Below are 18,011 nucleotides of genomic sequence, written 5' to 3' on the forward strand. Positions count from 1 at the left end.
AGCCAATAGGGTGTGCAATAGCCGCATTGCGAGTAAAGTGGGGATTTGCGGATGTTAGGTCCAAATAAAGTTAATGATAGTCTATCAAGGAGAATCTTCTCGAAAGAGAAAAGTTTGGATCTAATACAACAGGATGATCTTTCTATTCGTAATAGCGTAGATAATATCATTTGTACTAGGCAAAGCATTTATTTACTCACATTTTTAAAAGAAAATATAATTATCTTCTGGAAGTGGTTGACAGACTGCATACAAAAGGAAATTTCTTTTGGACTGCCTTTCTTACTAATTTTAATATTTTTTTCCACAGGTGTTATTTTTTATTTCAATTTGGATAGAGAACCAAGTTGGAAGCCATTTATTATATTGATTAGTACATTTCTTGGAGTGTTGTATATTTTACGCCGTTATCGAGGAATGTGGCTCATAACTGGTTTTTTATTTTGTATTATATTGGGTGCTTTAGCAGCAAAGATAGAAACCTGGCGTATGTCTACAACAATGTTGGACAGCGATGTTTCCACTACATTAACAGGGAGAATTGTTTCTATAGAACCAATAGAAAAAGGAGGATTCCGCTTAAATGTAGATGTCTTAAACACAGAAAAACCAATATTACGTCATGCACCTGATCGTGTTCGTTTAATAGCAAAACATTTGCCAGATGGATTAGCTTCCGGTGATGGATTATATGGGAAAGTAAGGCTTCGTGCTTTATCTGGACCTGTACGTCCAGGAAGTTATGATTTTAGTTTCTATAATTATTTTAAAAGAATTGGTGCTCATGGAATTTATCTTGGAAAACCAATTAAGATATCAGTTACACCCCCCGATACAATATTAGATAGAGTTTTACAAAAAATTGAAAATTTACGAATAGTAATGACTCAAAAAATCAATACAGCAATTGGCGGAGAGGAAGGACAAATTGCTGCTGCTTTGATAACTGGGCAAAGGGGTGGTATTTCAAAGGACACTAATAAAGCATTGCGTGTAGCTGGGTTAGCTCATATTTTGTCAATATCAGGTTTGCATATGGCTCTACTTAGCGGTATGGTTCTTATCGTTATTCGTAGTTTTTTAGCGCTTTTTCCTAATTTTTCATCTTATTATTCAGCTAAGAAATTTGCTGCTGTCGTTGCATTAATAATAACAGCTTTTTATTTGGTGTTATCTGGCATGAATATAGCGGCGCAAAGAAGCTTTGTGATGGTTTCTGTTCTGTTGATTGCTGTATTATGTAATCATTCTGCTGTGACAATGCGCAATTTCGCTATTGCTGGTTTGGTAACTGTAGCTACTATTCCGCATGCGATATTAAGTCCCAGTTTTCAAATGTCATTTTCTGCAACCGCGGCTTTGATTGCCGTTTTTGGTTGGTGGAGTGAAAGGCGATCTTCTTATACAGGAAGAACGACACCTTCTTATGTTGGAGGTGGAGTACTTCGTCTTGTTTTATCACCACTTATTTTAATCTGCGTATCTTCACTTGTGGCAGGCTCTGCTAGTGGAATTTACGCTGCTTACCATTTTGCAAATGTAGCACCACTTGGCATGATCAGTAATATTTTAGCATTACCTATTGTCTTCATTTTTGTTATGCCATTTGGGCTAATAGCAGCATTTGCAATGCTTGTGGGGCTTGAATCGTTGCCACTACAGATTATGGGTTTTGGTATCTCTCTTGTAACAAAAATTGCTTATGCTGTAACAGCTATTTCTCCTGCTTTTCATCCTGGATTTATGCCATTATCTGCATTGGTTTTATTAAGCTTAGGCTTAGTTGGTCTTACCTTTTTAAAAACACCTATCAGATTCTTTTTTAGTATTTTTATTTTTATAGGTATTTTTGTTTGTATGGTGTCTTCACCCGTGCAACTAATCATAGCGAATAATATGAGCCTTGTGGGGATCATAAATGAAAGAAAATTATATATTGATCGTTATTATGCCTCTAAGTTTACACTATCTATATGGGAAAATTCATTCCACGCGCAAAATGCTATAAAACCAACAGAAACTGGTCCATCACTCAACGGACAATTTATTTGTAATGATAATATTTGTACAGCCTTTTTAGAAAACAAGTTAAAAGTTGCTGTTTTACATGGGAAAACAGATCAGTGTATAACCGCAGATATCGTAATTGAAGCATCTACAATAAGAAACCAAATATGCGATAAGATTGCACCTATAACATTTACACTTCAACAATTACTATCACGAGGAAGTGTTATAATGACTAAAAGCGGAAATATTATTTGGTCTTCTAATGGGTTTCATAGACCTTGGAACATACATAGACAAAATTCTCAAAGACCACGGAGCGATCGTATCAAAAAAATATAACTCTATTTTAGAAACTCTAAAATAGAGTTATATTTCAAGAACATTCTAACGTAACAGCTAGTTTTATGAAAAATACATTGAAGGCAAATTTTATTCTAATTCAGAAAAACTCACACTAAGCTGACTGTATCTTTCTTCTCCAATAGTGTTAAGAAGTTGAATCTGAGTTTCAAGAAAATCAATATGATTCTCTTCATCTTCAAGCAATTCATCGAATAACTTCTTTGAAACATGGTCAGAGAGCTTAGAACAAATCTCGCGCGACTTAAGGTAGGATTCTCGAGCATCATATTCACTTTTAAGATCATATTCTAAAACTTCTCTAAGGTTTTTTCCAATACGCAATGGCGCAGGGAATTCGAGGTTAGGGTGCCCTTCAAGAAAAGTTACACGCTTAACAATTCTATCTACATGTTTCATTTCTTCTGTAGCTTCTTTACGTTCTATTTCAGCTAATTTTGTGTAACCCCAACTTTCTGTCAGGCAAGAATGCAACTGATATTGATTAACGGCACTAATCTCAAGAGCAAGGGCTTCATTGAGCTGCTTGATAATTTCTGGATGACCTTTCATGGTATTTAATTTCCCTATATTGATTTCTTTAATGGGCGGACACAACTAAAATAAGAGGATAACGCATTATTCTGCCTAATTATGTTTACGAGAATAATTTTCTATTACCTTAATAATAATTTCTACAATATTAGAAAAATAACCTCAACATTTCTTAGATTACTTCATTAAATTATATAATTTTTTATGAGCTGTAATCAATGACCAACATTCTTTTTAAAAAGAAAAGGGATGATTTTTCATTATCTAACTGCTTAATCGCTGATAGTTTTGCAGGAATGTATGATCACTATAAATTTTTAATGATAAAAATTGATGCTAAGATTATTTACTAAATGAAGAAAATATAAACAAACTTCAAAGGAGCTGTAGTTAATCATTGTATTCTATAGAGTGATATGTTTTGTTATAATAAACTGATATTTTAAACAGAAAATGGCAAATAAGTCTGTGAGAATTGGGAAAACAGAGCGCTTTTTTGTTATTAATTCGTAATGAATAAAGATAATCGGTAACAGGAAAAGTGATTCAATGGATGCTCAAAAATTAAAAAAAATGGCGGCTACTAAAGCACTTGAGTTTGTTCAAAATGATATGCGACTTGGTATAGGCGCTGGTTCTACAGTTAATGAATTTATTCGTCTACTTGGTGAACGTGTTGCAAATGGTCTACGTGTGATTGGTGTTGCTGCCTCTCATTATTCTGAACAATTATGCCTTAAATACGGAGTACCTGTCACTACTTTAGAACAAATATCTGAACTTGACCTTGATATTGATGGGGCTGATGAAATTGGTCCTAATATGACCTTAATTAAAGGAGGGGGTGGGGCATTGTTGCGTGAAAAAATTGTAGCAGCAGCATCTCGTACAATGCTTGTTATTGCAGATGAAACAAAAGTGGTAAAAACGCTTGGTTCTTTTGCTCTGCCAATTGAAGTTAATCAATTTGGTATGAGCGTTACACGCAAAGCAATTGAAAAAGTAGCTGATGATTTAGGGCTTTCGGGGGAAATTAGGTTACGGATGAATGGCAATATTCCTTTTAAGACAGATGAAGGCCATTTTATTCTTGATGCATTTTGGGGGTGCATTATGCAGCCAAAAATATTATCAGATGCATTATTTGAAATTCCTGGTGTTGTTGAGCACGGTCTTTTTTTGGGGTTGGCTTCACGTTCAATTATAGCGATGGCAGATGGTACAATAAAAATTTTAGAACCATGTGACTTTTAAATGAGATAAGTTATATTTGATGTATTGGTTATAATAAAAGGCTGTTAAAATTTTGAATAGAAATAATATAATTATGGAGTAATAATTGAATGAGAACTATATTTTCTCTCCAACGCTTTGTGGTATTGCTTGGTGTAGTTGCTGTTTTTATTGTGAATATCGGAATGGTTTATGCACAAGATGTGAAAGCCCAACATTTAGATTCAGCAAGAAAGATGATCAAAGCCATTCAAGCGACCGATCAATTTGATAGTTTTTTGCCAAGTGCTGCATATAACCTTAAAAATGAGCTAATAAGTGGCGATCCAAATTTAGCAACAACTATTTCTGAAATTGTTGATAAGCAAGCACTTATTTTGGCTAAACGACGTGCTGATTTGGAAGAAGAAATTGCTCATGTATATGTAAAACATTTTAGTCAGGAAGAACTAGATACAATTGCAGCATTTTATAATTCTGCTGCTGGTAAAAAGTTTTTAACAGAAGTTCCAAATGTCGCGCGTGACTCTTATTCTGTCTTTGATAAGTGGCGTTCTACTGTCATGCAAGATCTTGTACAAAATGTAGAAAAAGAAATGGTTGAGATACTCGGTTTGAATAAACCCATTACTTCAGAGCCTAATTCTTCAACGGATTCAAAATAGTTTTATTGGTAGTATAGAGTTATCAGTATTTTTATCTAATTAAAGCGGCGGTTTTACCGTCGTTTTCAATGAAAATGAGCGCTTTTTAAGTATCGTATCTGTACAAAAATTTTATTAAAGACAAAAAAGACTTTCATTCAGTGATAAAGATTAATAACCTGTACGGTATAAAGTGTATGGGAAGGAATAATTTGTGGCATCTTTTGATTTTGATTTATTTGTTATTGGGAGCGGTTCTGGTGGTGTGCGTGCTGCTCGTCTCGCCGGGGGGCTTGGTAAGCGTGTAGCTATAGCAGAAGAATATCGCATAGGGGGTACTTGCGTTATTCGTGGTTGTGTCCCCAAAAAATTATTTGTTTATGCGTCAAAGTACGCACAAGAATTTAGTGATAGCGTTGGTTTTGGTTGGCAATGTACTGATCCAATTTTTAATTGGGAGAAATTAGTTTCAGCTAAAAATAAAGAAATATCAAGACTAGAAGAACTTTATCGAAGACAATTAAAAAATAATAATGTTCATATTTATGAAAGCCGTGCTGTTTTTGTTGACAATCATACATTAGAGCTTTCTGCAACAGGTGAACGAGTAACAGCAGAAAAGATTTTAATCGCAACAGGGGCAAAAACTTTATCCAATACTACAATAGGTAGCGATTTATGTCTTACTTCTAATGAGATTTTTGATCTTAAAGAGTTACCAAAATCAATAATGATCGTTGGTGGGGGGTATATTGGTGTTGAATTTGCTAATATTTTTCATGGATTAGGTGTAAAAACAACATTGCTCCATCGTGGTGATTTAATTCTTCGTAATTTTGATCATGATTTGCGGCAGTTATTAAGTGATGCAATGATTGAAAAGGGGATTTCTATTGTCTATGGGACAACAATCTCTCAAGTTAAAACCAACGGTAATGGCTATGATGCTATCTTGTCAGATGGACAAACTATCAGTGTTGATCAGATTATGTTTGCTACGGGGCGGGTACCAAACACTGTAGGTTTAGAGCTTCAGCGGGCAGGGGTTAAGTTTGATGAAATTGGTGCAGTTATTGTTGATGAAAAAATGACCACAAATGTACCCCATATTTGGGCTGTTGGTGATGTGACTGGTCGTCGTCAATTAACACCTGTCGCTATCCATGAGGCAATGTGTTTTATTAAAACCGCATTTAAGAATACTCCAACTATACCTGATTATGATTTAATTGCGACAGCTGTTTTTTCACAACCGGAGATTGGGACAGTCGGTCTTTCAGAAGAGGATGCAATACGCTGTTATGAACGTGTTGAAATTTATCGTACGTTATTTCGCCCTATGCGCAATACTCTTTCTGGTAATTCAGAAAAAGTGTTTATGAAGCTTGTTGTTGATGGTGAAAGCCGTATCGTCGTTGGTGCACATATTTTAGGCGAAGGCGCTGGTGAGATGGCGCAGCTTATTGGAATTTCTCTCAAAGGAAAACTGACAAAAGATATATTTGATGCAACTATGGCAGTCCATCCAACAGCAGCAGAAGAACTGGTAACGATGTATGAACCAAATTATATATATGAAAATGGAAAGAAGTTAGAAGACTAAACGTTGGATACTATGGTGAACTAACTTAAGGCTTTTGCTATAATCTGCATGGAGGGGCTTTAGAGAGAGTTACGATGGTAAAAAAATGGGCACCTGGATCTTGGAGAGAAAGGCCAATTAAGCAAGTTCCAACTTATCCAGATCAATCTCTATTAGCAAATATTGAAAATGAGCTGCGCAGATATCCTCCTTTAGTTTTTGCTGGTGAAATTCGTGATTTGAAAGATAAATTAGCAGCAGTTACTAAAGGTCAGGCTTTTTTGTTACAAGGTGGTGATTGTGCAGAGAGCTTTGCAGAATATGAGGCTAATAATATTCGTAATTTTTTTCGTGTGTTTTTGCAAATGGCGATTGTTTTAACTTTTGGCAATTCTAAGCCAGTTGTTAAAATTGGTCGTATTGCTGGTCAATTTGCAAAGCCACGCTCTTGCGATATGGAAAGCAAAGGTAAAGATAAGCTTCCTGCTTATCGGGGTGATATTATTAATAGCATTAAATTTGACAAAGATTCTCGTATTCCTGATCCGCGACGAATGTTAATGGTCTATCGTCAATCGGCTGCAACGCTTAATTTGTTACGTATTTTTTCACAAGGTGGCTATGCTAACTTAGAAAATGTTCATAAATGGATGTTGAGTTTTATTTCCAATAGCCCACAAGGTGAACGTTATGAATTGTTGGCAAAACGTATTTCTGAAATAATAGATTTTATGCGTTCAATAGGAATTACGGCCAAAGCAAATTCTTCATTGTACACAACGTCTTTTTATACAAGCCACGAAGCACTTTTGCTTAACTATGAAGAACCTTTAACACGAATTGATCCAAGTTCTGAAAATTGGTATGCGACATCTGGCCATATGTTATGGATAGGTGATCGTACACGCCAACTTGATCATGCACATGTTGAATATTGCCGCGGTATTAAAAATCCTATTGGATTAAAATGTGGTCCTTCTATTGATCCTGATGAGCTTTTGAGGTTAATTGATATTCTTAATCCTAAGAATGAGCCAGGTAGGCTTACTCTCATTGTACGTTTTGGTTATGATAAGATTGAGAATTATCTTCCTAGGCTCATTCGTGTAGTTGAGCGTGAGAGACGCAGTGTTCTATGGTCTTGTGATCCAATGCATGGCAATACAATTATGGCGAATGGTTATAAAACTCGCCCCTTTGATCATATTTTAAAAGAAGTCGAAAGTTTTTTTTCTATACATCAGAGGGAAGGAACTTATCCAGGTGGCATTCATATTGAAATGACTGGTCGTGATGTGACTGAATGTACAGGTGGTACATATGCTATTTCAGTAGAAGATCTTTCTGATCGCTATCATACTCATTGTGATCCACGATTGAATGCGAATCAGGCATTAGAATTAGCTTTTCTTGTTGCTGAACTTCTTAAAAAGAATCATGATGCTAATTTATTAACTGTTGAGTCAAATACGTAAAGAGGAAAATCACTTAGCGTAATTTATAATTAATGCTTTTCTATTTGTGAAATTAAACGCTTTTTAAGAAAAGGAATGCTTTGGTGATTGAAACTGAGTTATAGTCGCACTAAATTAATTTAATGACACAACAACTTATAGAGAATGATTTTCGGATTGCAGTTGCCCAATTAAATCCTGTTATCGGTGATATTGAAGGAAATTTTGCTCTCGCAATAATGGCCCATCAGAAAGCTCAAGAACAAGGTGCTGATCTTGTATTATTAACTGAGCTTTTTATAAGTGCTTATCCACCGGAAGACCTTGTGCTTAAGCCTGCTTTTATAAAGGCATGTGAAAATGCTGTGCAGAGATTAGCAAAAGTGACAAAAAATGGACCAGGTATTGTTATTGGTGTTCCACTAAGACGTGATGATGCTATTTATAACGGTGTTATGCTCCTTAACGATGGGCAAATAGTTGCGGAACGCTTAAAGTTTGATTTGCCTAATTACGCTGAATTTGACGAAAAGCGGGTATTTTCTTCTGATCCGTTTCTTGAGCCTATTGTTTACCGTGGAATAACACTCGGGATTGTGATCTGTGAAGATATTTGGAGTGATTCTTCTATTTGTGCACAGCTTAGCAATAAAGGAGCTGAGATTATTCTTGTTCCTAATGGATCTCCTTATACGCGTCATAAAACACTCAAACGTTTAGATATTGTTCGGGCGCAAGCTATCCAATCGGGTGTGCCGATTATTTATGCTAATCAAGTTGGTGGTCAAGATGAGTTAGTTTTTGATGGAGGATCTTTTGCATTGAATGGACAAGGCAAAATGGCATTTCAGATGAAACATTTTGAGAGCCATATTGCTTTAAGTCACTGGCAACGACAATCTATCGGATGGCAATGTATTTCTGGTCCTAATGAAGAACTTTTAAGTGGACTAGCTGCTGATTATCAAGCTTGTGTTTTAGGTTTAAGAGATTATGTTAACAAAAACTGTTTCCAAGATGTTATTCTTGGTCTTTCAGGGGGTATTGATTCAGCACTTTGCGCAACAATGGCAGTAGATGCTCTTGGCGCTGAGAGAGTTCGTACTGTAATGATGCCTTATCATTATACTTCACAAGAATCGTTGAGAGATGCTGAAGATTGCGCACGTTTTTTAGGGTGTCATTACGAGGTTATACCAATTATTCAACCTGTTGAGGGCTTTTTGAATGCACTAGCACCTGCGTTTTCACAATTGAAACCTGATCTTACAGAAGAAAATCTTCAAAGTCGTACACGTGGAACTATTTTAATGGCTCTTTCGAATAAATTTGGTTCAATGGTGATTACAACAGGTAATAAGTCAGAAATGGCAGTTGGATATGCAACACTTTACGGTGATATGAACGGTGGTTTTAACCCTATTAAAGATATTTATAAAATGCAGGTCTATGCATTGGCAAAATGGCGTAATAAAAATCACTTGCAGAATTTATTAGGGGCAAAAGGAGTTGTCATCCCATCTAATATTATCATGAAAGCACCTTCTGCGGAGTTACGAGAAAATCAGAAAGATGAAGATTCTCTTCCTCCTTATCCTATTTTAGATGATATTTTACAATCTCTTGTGGAAGATGACATGAGTGTTGGTGAGATTGTTCAATGTGGGCATTTGCGAGAAACGGTTGAGAAAATTGAACACTTGCTTTATTTAGCTGAATATAAAAGGCGACAGTCCGCACCTGGTGTAAAAATCAGTTCTAAAAGCTTCGGACGTGACCGTCGTTATCCTATTATCAATCGTTTTCGCGATAAAAGTTGAGCATTGTTTAATGATAAAAGTTCGTTTTGCCCCATCTCCAACAGGTTATATTCATATTGGCAATGCCCGTATTGCTTTATTTAACTGGCTTTATGCGCAAGCATGTAATGGCACATTTGTTTTACGCTATGACGATACAGATGTTGAACGTTCTAAACAGGAATATATTGATGGTATTATGGTTGATCTTGAGTGGCTTAGTATTAGGCCAGATGAAATTCATTATCAATCTAAACGATTTAGTCGATATGATGAGGTTACAGAAACTCTTAAACAACGTGGTCTTCTTTACCCCTGTTATGAAACGGCGGAAGAATTAGACCGGCGCCGCAAAATCCAGCTTTCGCGCAAGCTACCTCCTGTTTATAATCGTGAAGCGTTAAAATTAACCCCAGAAGATAGAAGAAACTTTGAATCTCAAGGTCGTAAACCCCATTGGCGTTTTCTTTTACCTAATTTTGAAAATGATCCATTTCAAACAAAGCGGACAGAAATTCATTGGGATGATCTTGTAAAGGGAAAGCAGCTGATTGATTTAGCTTCTATTTCAGATCCCGTTTTAATTCGTGAGGATGGGAGCTATCTTTATACACTGCCTTCTGTAGTTGATGATATAGATATGGCTATTACACATGTTATTCGTGGTGATGATCACATTACCAATACAGGTGCACAGATCGCTATTTTTGAAGCTCTTGGTGTAAAGCCGCCGATTTTAGGGCATATTAATTTGTTGACTACGATTTCAGGAAAAGGGCTTTCAAAACGTAACAATGACCTTTCTGTCCGTTCTTTACGACAAGAAGGATTTGAATCGATGGCTGTTCAATGTCTTTCTGTTTTGACTGGAACATCACAAAATGTGCAGATTTATCCTAATCAGGCTGCTCTTTTAGAGCATTTTGATCTCCAAAACACATCAAAATCAGCTGCGAAATTTGATTCTGTTGATCTCCTTTCTCTAAATAGTCACCTTGTTCATGAGTTGACATATGAGGATGTCAAAGAACGGCTTGAGAAGCTTTCTATTGATGGAGAAAAGGTAGAAGAGTTTTGGAATGCGATAAGAAACAATATTGATAAAGTGAATGATGCAGCTTTATGGTGGACAATTATTCATGGTGATATGCATGGTGATCAGAATTTCAAGGCTATTTCTCCTGAAGATCATGCATTTGTACGTCAATCTGTTGATTTGTTACCGAAAGGTGTATTAAATGATGAAAGCTGGCAAATTTGGACAACAGCATTAAAAGAAAAAACAGGCCGTAAAGGGAAGGCTTTATTTATGCCATTGCGTCAGGCGCTTACTGGAATGGAACATGGTCCTGAAATGGGCAAACTTTTGCAGCTTTTAGGGCGTGAAAAAGTCGTAAATAGATTGACTGTTTAGAAAAACCACTCAGTAAAGAACAATTTAAAAATATTTTATCGATCTTATCATTATTCTCAATAATCAGACTTGCGATTTAAGAGCGGGTTTTTATGAGCATAAATGCTGGAACATCGGCACCAAACCCAAGGGGAGTATGATTTTGATCTTTCTCTGAATGGGATAACTCGGGTGAATTTATTTTATTTTTTGTAGTTTTACTATGAGATGTTTTATCTTCTTTTGATGCTTTTTTAGTGTGAGCAGTGTGTTTTTTAGGGGTGGATTTTTTTGAAAGTTTTGCAGATTTTGTTTTTACAATAGAGTCATTAGAGTCATTTGTCTGATCACTGATAGATAAAGTAGAAAGATCCCCATTAAGCCATTCAATTTTTTCTTTACTTATTTTTTCAATGGCGCTGATGTATTTTTGGTCATCGTGTGTAACAATGGTAAAAGCTTTTCCACTACGCTTTGCACGCCCTGTACGACCAATCCGATGAATATAATCTTCGGCGTGTGTTGGTACATCATAGTTGAAAACATGACTGACATCTGGGATATCAAGCCCTCGGGCGGCAACGTCAGAAGCAACAAGAAGTGTGAGTTTGTTGTCTTTAAAATCAGCTAATGTATTCATGCGTGAGTGCTGATCCATATCACCATGAAGTGCACCTACACTAAAATTGTATTTGGTAAGTGATCTAAAAAGCTCAGAAATATCTTTTTTCCGATTGCAGAAAATAATAGCATTTTTAAGTTCATCACCTTCATTATCAATAAGCTCTCGCAAAACAGCTCTTTTATCCCACGCTTTGCTTCCAGATTTGACAAGACGTTGCGTAATTGTTGTAGCTGTTGATGACGCTTTTGTAACTTCAACACAGATGGGTGAATGTAAAAATTGCTCTGTCAATTTTGTAATTTCTGGCGCCATTGTTGCTGAGAAAAACAAAGTTTGACGAGTAAACGGAGTTAGTTTGCAGATACGTTCAATATCAGGAATAAACCCCATATCTAACATACGATCGGCTTCATCAATGACAAGAATTTCAGTACCTATCAAAAGCAATTTACCACGTTCAAAATGATCAAGAAGACGTCCTGGTGTTGCTATAAGAACATCGGCACCCTGTTCAAGTTTGCGATTTTGATCTTCAAAAGAAACTCCACCAATTAAAAGAACGACATTTAAACGATGATTCAATCCATATTTATCGAAATTTTCTTGAACTTGGGCTGCAAGTTCTCGCGTTGGCTCTAATATAAGAGTACGAGGCATTCTTGCTCTTGCGCGGCCTTTTTCCAGTAATGTAAGCATAGGGAGAACGAATGAGGCTGTCTTACCAGTACCAGTCTGAGCGATCCCAAGCACATCTTTACGTTGAAGCACATGAGGAATTGTTTCACTCTGAATAGGTGTTGGAGCCGTATATCCTGCTGATCTTACAGCTTTAATAACTTTTTCGGAAAGGCCTAAATCGTCAAAACTATTCAAAGGTGGTGTCATTTTTCTATCGATTGTTCTGCAATTTTAACCTAGTTAGTTAGGTTGGTTCGCATCCCATATTATGAAGAGGGTTAAGACGCATTTGCAAAAAAGTCAACTGTAACTACTCTATATGTATAAGAAAACAACGATAAAAATAATTAATAACGAAATTGTTCTGATAAAATACGTTCATCCCATGAATGGTCAGGGTCGAAAAGAATAGAAGCTGTTACATCTGAAGCTGATGAAATGATAACTGAATGAACAGATTTAACTTCCACATTATCAGCGGCAGCATTTACAGGGCGTTTGTTTGCTTCGAGCATATCAAAACGCACTGTTACCGTATTGGGCAGTAATGCTCCATGCCAGCGTCGAGGGCGAAAAGGGCTAACAGGGGTGAGGGCCATAAGAGGTGCCATGAGAGGCAAAATGGGGCCTTGTGCTGACAAATTATATGCGGTAGATCCTGCTGGTGTGGCAACAAGGATACCATCACAATTGAGTTGTTCCATGCGTACTTTGTTATCAATGCTGATACGAATCTTAGCAGCTTGATAAGATTGACGAAATAAAGATACTTCATTAATTGCAAGTGCTTCAATATGTTGTTGACATTCAGTGTTTGCAATCATGCGTAGGGGGTGAATTTCTTTTTTGTGCGCAGCAGCAATGCGGATTGGCAATTTCTGCTCATGAAACTCATTCATAAGGAATCCTATTGAACCTCGATTCATGCCATAAATAGGTTTTCCAGTATTCATAACATCTCGCACCGCTCGTAACATTGTTCCATCACCGCCGAGTGCAACAACTACATCGCTTTCTTCAAGAGAAGAATGTCCATAAACGGAGATTAATTGATTGGTGGCTTTAATAGCCTCTTCAGTTTCAGCAGAAATGAAATGAAAGCGACTTGGTAATGGTGGCATTGAGAATTGTCCTGGTATTTTCGGTATATTTTTAATGTATTTTTTAGAATTTGGAAGTTTTATATAAGCACCATTTTTGCAAAAAGAAGGAATTTTGTATGAAAAGTTAATCTATTGTGGGACAATATTTTTCTTTTTGCAATTTTTTTCAAAATGGTAATTCACCATTGAAGCTAAGAGCATGATCAGTTAAAAGGCCTCAACTGGTTTAAAATAGTTTTTCGGCACCCGTAGCTCAGTTGGATAGAGCGCTGCCCTCCGAAGGCAGAGGTCACAGATTCGAATTCTGTCGGGTGCACCAAACTTTTTTCAATACTATTGAATATCATTATAAGTAATATACCGTATAAGTAATATTACCGTTAGTTTATGTACTTAAATAAAGATTGAACAGCCGCTGCTTAAAAATATAAGGAAATTTTTCTTTATTGTGTGCTTGTTATTTTATAAAAAACTAAGCAAAGTTTTTATTTATAAAGTTTTGAAGCTTTTGTATCTGCAAAATATCTGAAATATAATACTTTACAGAACTATATTAATAGACAAATTATTCTAACAATATTTTTGTTAAAATTAATATTCATTAGTAAAATAGTAGATTAGTTTCATTATATTAAAGCACCAATTTTACAATTGATGACGCTATTTTAATATATTTGCTGTCATCAATTAATTATAAAACTGGCTAAGATATTCTAATCTAATGCAACAGTTTTCGTTGATGTATTGTTAGTTTTTAACTTCATAATAATTATCTCTATTTACGCGGCATTTTATAGGCATTTTATTATTGAGACGTTTAAAAATCATGCTTATAGATTAGGTATATTCACTATAATATTTGATATTAAATTTTAATGACCTAGTATTATTTTTGATAAAATAAATACAAGCTGTATAGAGCTGTGATATTTTTTCATAAGCAAGACGCTAATCTTACATTATACTAGATTAATAAGAAAGAAGATTATGACGATTATACTCAAGCCAGGCGAGGTAACACTTAGCGAACTTGAATCTGTTTATTGGGGTGGTAAAATAAGCAAACTTCATGAAGATACCCACCTAGCTATCAAGAAGGGGGCGGCACGCATTGCTGAAATTGCTGCGGGTGATGAGCCAGTTTATGGCATTAATACCGGTTTTGGAAAGTTAGCTTCCATTAAAATTGATGTAGATGATATGGTCATTTTACAAAGAAATCTTATTTTATCACATTGTTGTGGTGTAGGGGCTCCTTTAGCTGAAAATATTGTACGTTTGATAATGACATTAAAGCTTATTTCGCTTGGACGAGGGGTTTCTGGTGTTCGTCTGGAATTAGTGCATTTATTAGAAAATATGCTTGAAAAGGGAGTTATTCCTGTCATTCCTGAAAAGGGATCAGTTGGTGCATCAGGTGATCTAGCTCCACTTGCTCATATGGCAGCTGTTATGATAGGTGAAGGAGAAGCGTTCTTTCAAAATATTCGTATGAGTGGAGCAGATGCTTTAGAAAAAGCAGGGTTATCGCCTATTGTTTTAGAAGCAAAAGAAGGTTTAGCTCTTATCAATGGCACTCAAACCTCAACAGCACTTGCACTTGCAGGTCTTTTTCACGCTTATCGGGCATTGTGTGGAGGGCTTCTTTCTGGCGCAATGTCTACAGATGCCATTATGGGCTCAACGGCTCCATTTCATCCCGATATCCACATTTTACGTGGCCATCATGGGCAAATTGTTGTATCGCAAACATTAGAAAAACTGATAGAAGGTTCAGGAATTCGGGTAGAGCATTTGCATGATGATAAACGTGTTCAAGATCCTTATTGTATACGTTGCCAACCACAAGTTATGGGTGCTTGTTTTGATATTCTTACAGCAGCAGCAAAAACACTAATTATTGAAGCAAATGCAGTAACAGATAATCCATTAATTTTAAGCAACGGTGCAGTTGTATCGGGTGGAAATTTTCATGCTGAACCTGTGGCTTTTGCTGCTGATCAGATCGCGCTTGCTTTATGTGAAATAGGTTCAATTTCTCAAAGACGTATTGCTCTTATGGTTGATCCAGCAGTTTCCTATGGGCTTCCTGCTTTTTTAGTACAAAACGCAGGCCTTAATTCAGGTTTCATGATCGCTGAAGTAACAGCAGCTGCTTTAATGTCTGAAAATAAACAAATGGCATATCCCGCTTCGGTTGATTCAACACCAACTTCAGCAAATCAGGAAGATCATGTTTCAATGGCTTGCCATGGTGCTCGTCGATTATTAGCTATGAGCGACAATCTTTTTACTATTATTGGTATTGAAACACTTGTTGCAGTACAGGGAATTGAATGCCGTTCTCCTCTAAAAACAAGCCCTTTATTGCAGTCTGTTATGGAATATTTACGTAAGAATATCACCACTCTTAAAGCGGATCGTTATATGGCTGTAGATCTTGAAAAGGTGCATGTACTTGTAAGTGGGGGACATTTGTTATCTGTTTTACTAGAAACAATTTTTCCACAATTGGAGCTGAAATAATATTTATTTTAAGATTAAGCAAAAGCTCATTATATTTTCTAGGCTTTCCTCATATAGGTTTTGTGTCAGATGATATATTAAACCGATTAAGTAAGTAGAGACGATTTATAAGTTAAACGAGCGTATTCATCATTTCTATGATTGGATTTGTAATAATGTAATGGCAATACATCGAAAGCATCATAAAAAAGGCATTATTTATTATCAACACCTCTTAAAACTGAGAGAACAAAAAGAATATAATTTTTTGTTATGAACAGTGCAAATTGCATCGTCATATATAATGATTATGCATTTTAACCGTTATGATATTATATTTTTTATGAGATGAAAAAATAGAAATTTCAAAATCTTTCAGATCCATTAAGGTTTTTTGCATTTCAGTCGGCTTCGGTGCTTGTTAGTCTGAAAATTTGCGCCTTTATAAGGATTATATAGCATTTGAAAAAGGAAAAAAATGTCAATAAACCAACTTAAACGAGGTATGAATAAACGTCAGGTTATATTTTTAGCTTTCGGGTCTGCTATCGGAACAGGTCTTTTTTACGGGTCTGCACAAGCAATTAATCTTGCTGGTCCAAGTGTTCTTATTGCGTATTGTGTTGCGGGTTTAGCTGTTTTTATGGTGATGCGGGCTCTAGGTGAGATGATTATTCATAATCCTTTGCCAGGTTCTTTTGCCCGTTATGCTGCAAATCATATATCACCTTTGGCTGGTTTTTTAACAGGGTGGACATATGTTTTTGAAGTGGTTCTTGTTGGTTTAGCTGATATCACAGTTTTTGCCACTTATATGGGGTTTTGGTATCCTAGTGTTTCTCCTTGGATCTGGACATTGAGCATTACACTTATCATTACTGCTATTAATTTAGCGGCAGTAAAAGTATATGGTGAGCTAGAATTTTGGCTGTCTTCTATCAAAGTAATTGCTATTATTGTTATGATTGTTTTAGGTCTAGCAATTATTGTATTTAATTGGAATATGGGGGCGCAACCCACCATTCATAATTTATGGCAAAATGGTGGTATATTTCCCAATGGTTGGTTTGGTTTTTTAGCTTGCTTTAGCGTTGTTGTTTTTTCTTTTGGTGGGGTAGAGATTGTTGGAATAGCGGCTATGGAAACGCAAGATCCTAATAAAACTATTTCAAAAGCAATTAATTCTATTCCGATTCGAATTTTACTATTTTACGTTATGACTTTAACGGTTTTAATGATACTTTATCCTTGGAATAAAATTAGTTTTATTGATAGTCCTTTTGTTTCAATTTTTGAAAATCTTGGTATTTCATCAGCAGCTAATATTCTTAACGTTGTGGTTGTTACAGCAGCTGTTTCAGCCATTAATAGCGAGATGTATGGTGCTAGCCGCATGATTCATGGGCTGTCACAAGAAGGCTATGCATTTAAGAAATTTCAATGTTTGTCAAAAAACGGTGTACCAATTTTTGTTATTTTACTAATATTTGTCATATTTCTTTTTGGTGTTGTTCTTAATTATTTTTATCACGATCAACTTTTCTTTCTTATTGCAGCAATGGCAACATTTGCGACAGTTTTCGTTTGGGTGATGATTTTGCTTTCGCAAATTTTTATGCGACTTAAAATGCCCAGAGAAGAACAGCATAATCTGAAATTTCCGATTCCATTTTGGCCAATAGGATCGATTTTTGCTATTTTGTTTATGATTTTTGTTTTCATTTTGTTATGCTTTTTTGGTGATACACGACCAGTTTTAATCATAGGAGTAGCTTGGATTAGTTGGCTTGTAGTTTGTTTTTACATACTTAATTTTTTAAATAAAAAAAGTAAAAAAACTATCTGTAAAAATTGAGTTTTTCATTTATTAATAACAAGGAACTTTTGCTATTATTGATACATAGTCATTGCAAATGCGGTAAATATTATAAGCACCAATTTCATTGGCAAACCGAGTTTTTGTGATTGAGTGAGTGAAAATCTACTTTATGGAAATTCTATATTACTGATAAAATTAGCATATTATGGTATATGTGAAAGTTATTTTATGTATTATTTATATTCATTTAAATGAATTTTTTCATAAAATGT

12 protein-coding genes and 1 tRNA gene are annotated in these 18,011 nt (G+C 35.6%); 10 read left to right on the forward strand and 3 right to left on the reverse strand.

Going from position 1 to position 18,011, the window contains the following annotated elements:
• The first annotated feature begins 51 nt into the window (after nt 1-51).
• Nucleotides 52-2,349, forward strand: coding sequence for a ComEC/Rec2 family competence protein (locus BscR1v2_RS02735; RefSeq protein WP_078689665.1), 2,298 nt, complete (start codon nt 52-54; stop codon nt 2,347-2,349).
• Nucleotides 2,350-2,439: 90 nt separating this feature from the next.
• Here BscR1v2_RS02735 and bfr read toward each other — a convergent pair whose 3' ends face one another.
• A complete protein-coding gene (gene bfr, locus BscR1v2_RS02740; RefSeq protein WP_007477650.1) occupies nt 2,440-2,922 on the reverse strand; it encodes a bacterioferritin in 483 nt (160 codons plus the stop codon).
• Between the two features lie 531 nt (nt 2,923-3,453).
• On the opposite strand from bfr, the gene rpiA reads away from it, so the two are divergent.
• From rpiA to gltX, 6 genes are all read left to right on the forward strand, one after another.
• Nucleotides 3,454-4,158 (forward strand): ribose-5-phosphate isomerase RpiA, encoded by a 705-nt coding sequence (gene rpiA / locus BscR1v2_RS02745; RefSeq protein ID WP_078689666.1) that lies wholly within the window; start codon nt 3,454-3,456, stop codon nt 4,156-4,158.
• Nucleotides 4,159-4,247: 89 nt separating this feature from the next.
• Nucleotides 4,248-4,802: a DUF2059 domain-containing protein gene (locus tag BscR1v2_RS02750; protein ID WP_078689667.1), complete on the forward strand. Its 555-nt coding sequence runs from the start codon at nt 4,248-4,250 to the stop codon at nt 4,800-4,802.
• Nucleotides 4,803-4,995: 193 nt separating this feature from the next.
• Complete coding sequence (gene gor, locus BscR1v2_RS02755; RefSeq protein ID WP_078689668.1) at nt 4,996-6,384, forward strand: glutathione-disulfide reductase; 1,389 nt, start codon at nt 4,996-4,998, stop codon at nt 6,382-6,384.
• 74 nt (nt 6,385-6,458) lie between these two features.
• A complete protein-coding gene (locus BscR1v2_RS02760) occupies nt 6,459-7,838 on the forward strand; it encodes a class II 3-deoxy-7-phosphoheptulonate synthase (protein WP_078689669.1) in 1,380 nt (459 codons plus the stop codon).
• 122 nt (nt 7,839-7,960) lie between these two features.
• Entirely contained in the window at nt 7,961-9,637 is a 1,677-nt protein-coding gene (locus tag BscR1v2_RS02765) for an NAD+ synthase (protein WP_078689670.1), read from the forward strand.
• Nucleotides 9,638-9,647: 10 nt separating this feature from the next.
• Nucleotides 9,648-11,030, forward strand: coding sequence for a glutamate--tRNA ligase (gene gltX / locus BscR1v2_RS02770; protein WP_078689671.1), 1,383 nt, complete (start codon nt 9,648-9,650; stop codon nt 11,028-11,030).
• A 76-nt stretch (nt 11,031-11,106) separates the two neighbouring features.
• Here the strand turns inward: gltX and BscR1v2_RS02775 are convergent, their stop codons facing one another.
• Both BscR1v2_RS02775 and BscR1v2_RS02780 read right to left on the reverse strand, forming a co-directional pair.
• Nucleotides 11,107-12,519: a DEAD/DEAH box helicase gene (locus tag BscR1v2_RS02775; protein WP_078689672.1), complete on the reverse strand. Its 1,413-nt coding sequence runs from the start codon at nt 12,517-12,519 to the stop codon at nt 11,107-11,109.
• A gap of 140 nt (nt 12,520-12,659) precedes the next feature.
• On the reverse strand, nt 12,660-13,433 hold the full coding sequence (locus BscR1v2_RS02780) for an NAD kinase (protein ID WP_078689673.1): 774 nt from the start codon (nt 13,431-13,433) through the stop codon (nt 12,660-12,662).
• A 224-nt stretch (nt 13,434-13,657) separates the two neighbouring features.
• On the opposite strand from BscR1v2_RS02780, the gene BscR1v2_RS02785 reads away from it, so the two are divergent.
• The 3 genes from BscR1v2_RS02785 (at nt 13,658) to BscR1v2_RS02795 (ending at nt 17,775) form a co-directional block, all read left to right on the forward strand.
• Nucleotides 13,658-13,734 (forward strand) — tRNA-Arg (locus BscR1v2_RS02785).
• A gap of 668 nt (nt 13,735-14,402) precedes the next feature.
• Nucleotides 14,403-15,941 carry a histidine ammonia-lyase gene (gene hutH, locus BscR1v2_RS02790; RefSeq protein ID WP_078689674.1) on the forward strand — a complete coding sequence of 513 codons (1,539 nt, stop codon included), beginning with the start codon at nt 14,403-14,405 and terminating at the stop codon, nt 15,939-15,941.
• 457 nt (nt 15,942-16,398) lie between these two features.
• Nucleotides 16,399-17,775 carry an amino acid permease gene (locus BscR1v2_RS02795; RefSeq protein ID WP_078689675.1) on the forward strand — a complete coding sequence of 459 codons (1,377 nt, stop codon included), beginning with the start codon at nt 16,399-16,401 and terminating at the stop codon, nt 17,773-17,775.
• Nucleotides 17,776-18,011: the final 236 nt, after the last annotated feature.

The sequence above is a fragment of the Bartonella schoenbuchensis R1 genome (genome assembly GCF_002022685.1).
Lineage (GTDB): Bacteria > Pseudomonadota > Alphaproteobacteria > Rhizobiales > Rhizobiaceae > Bartonella > Bartonella schoenbuchensis.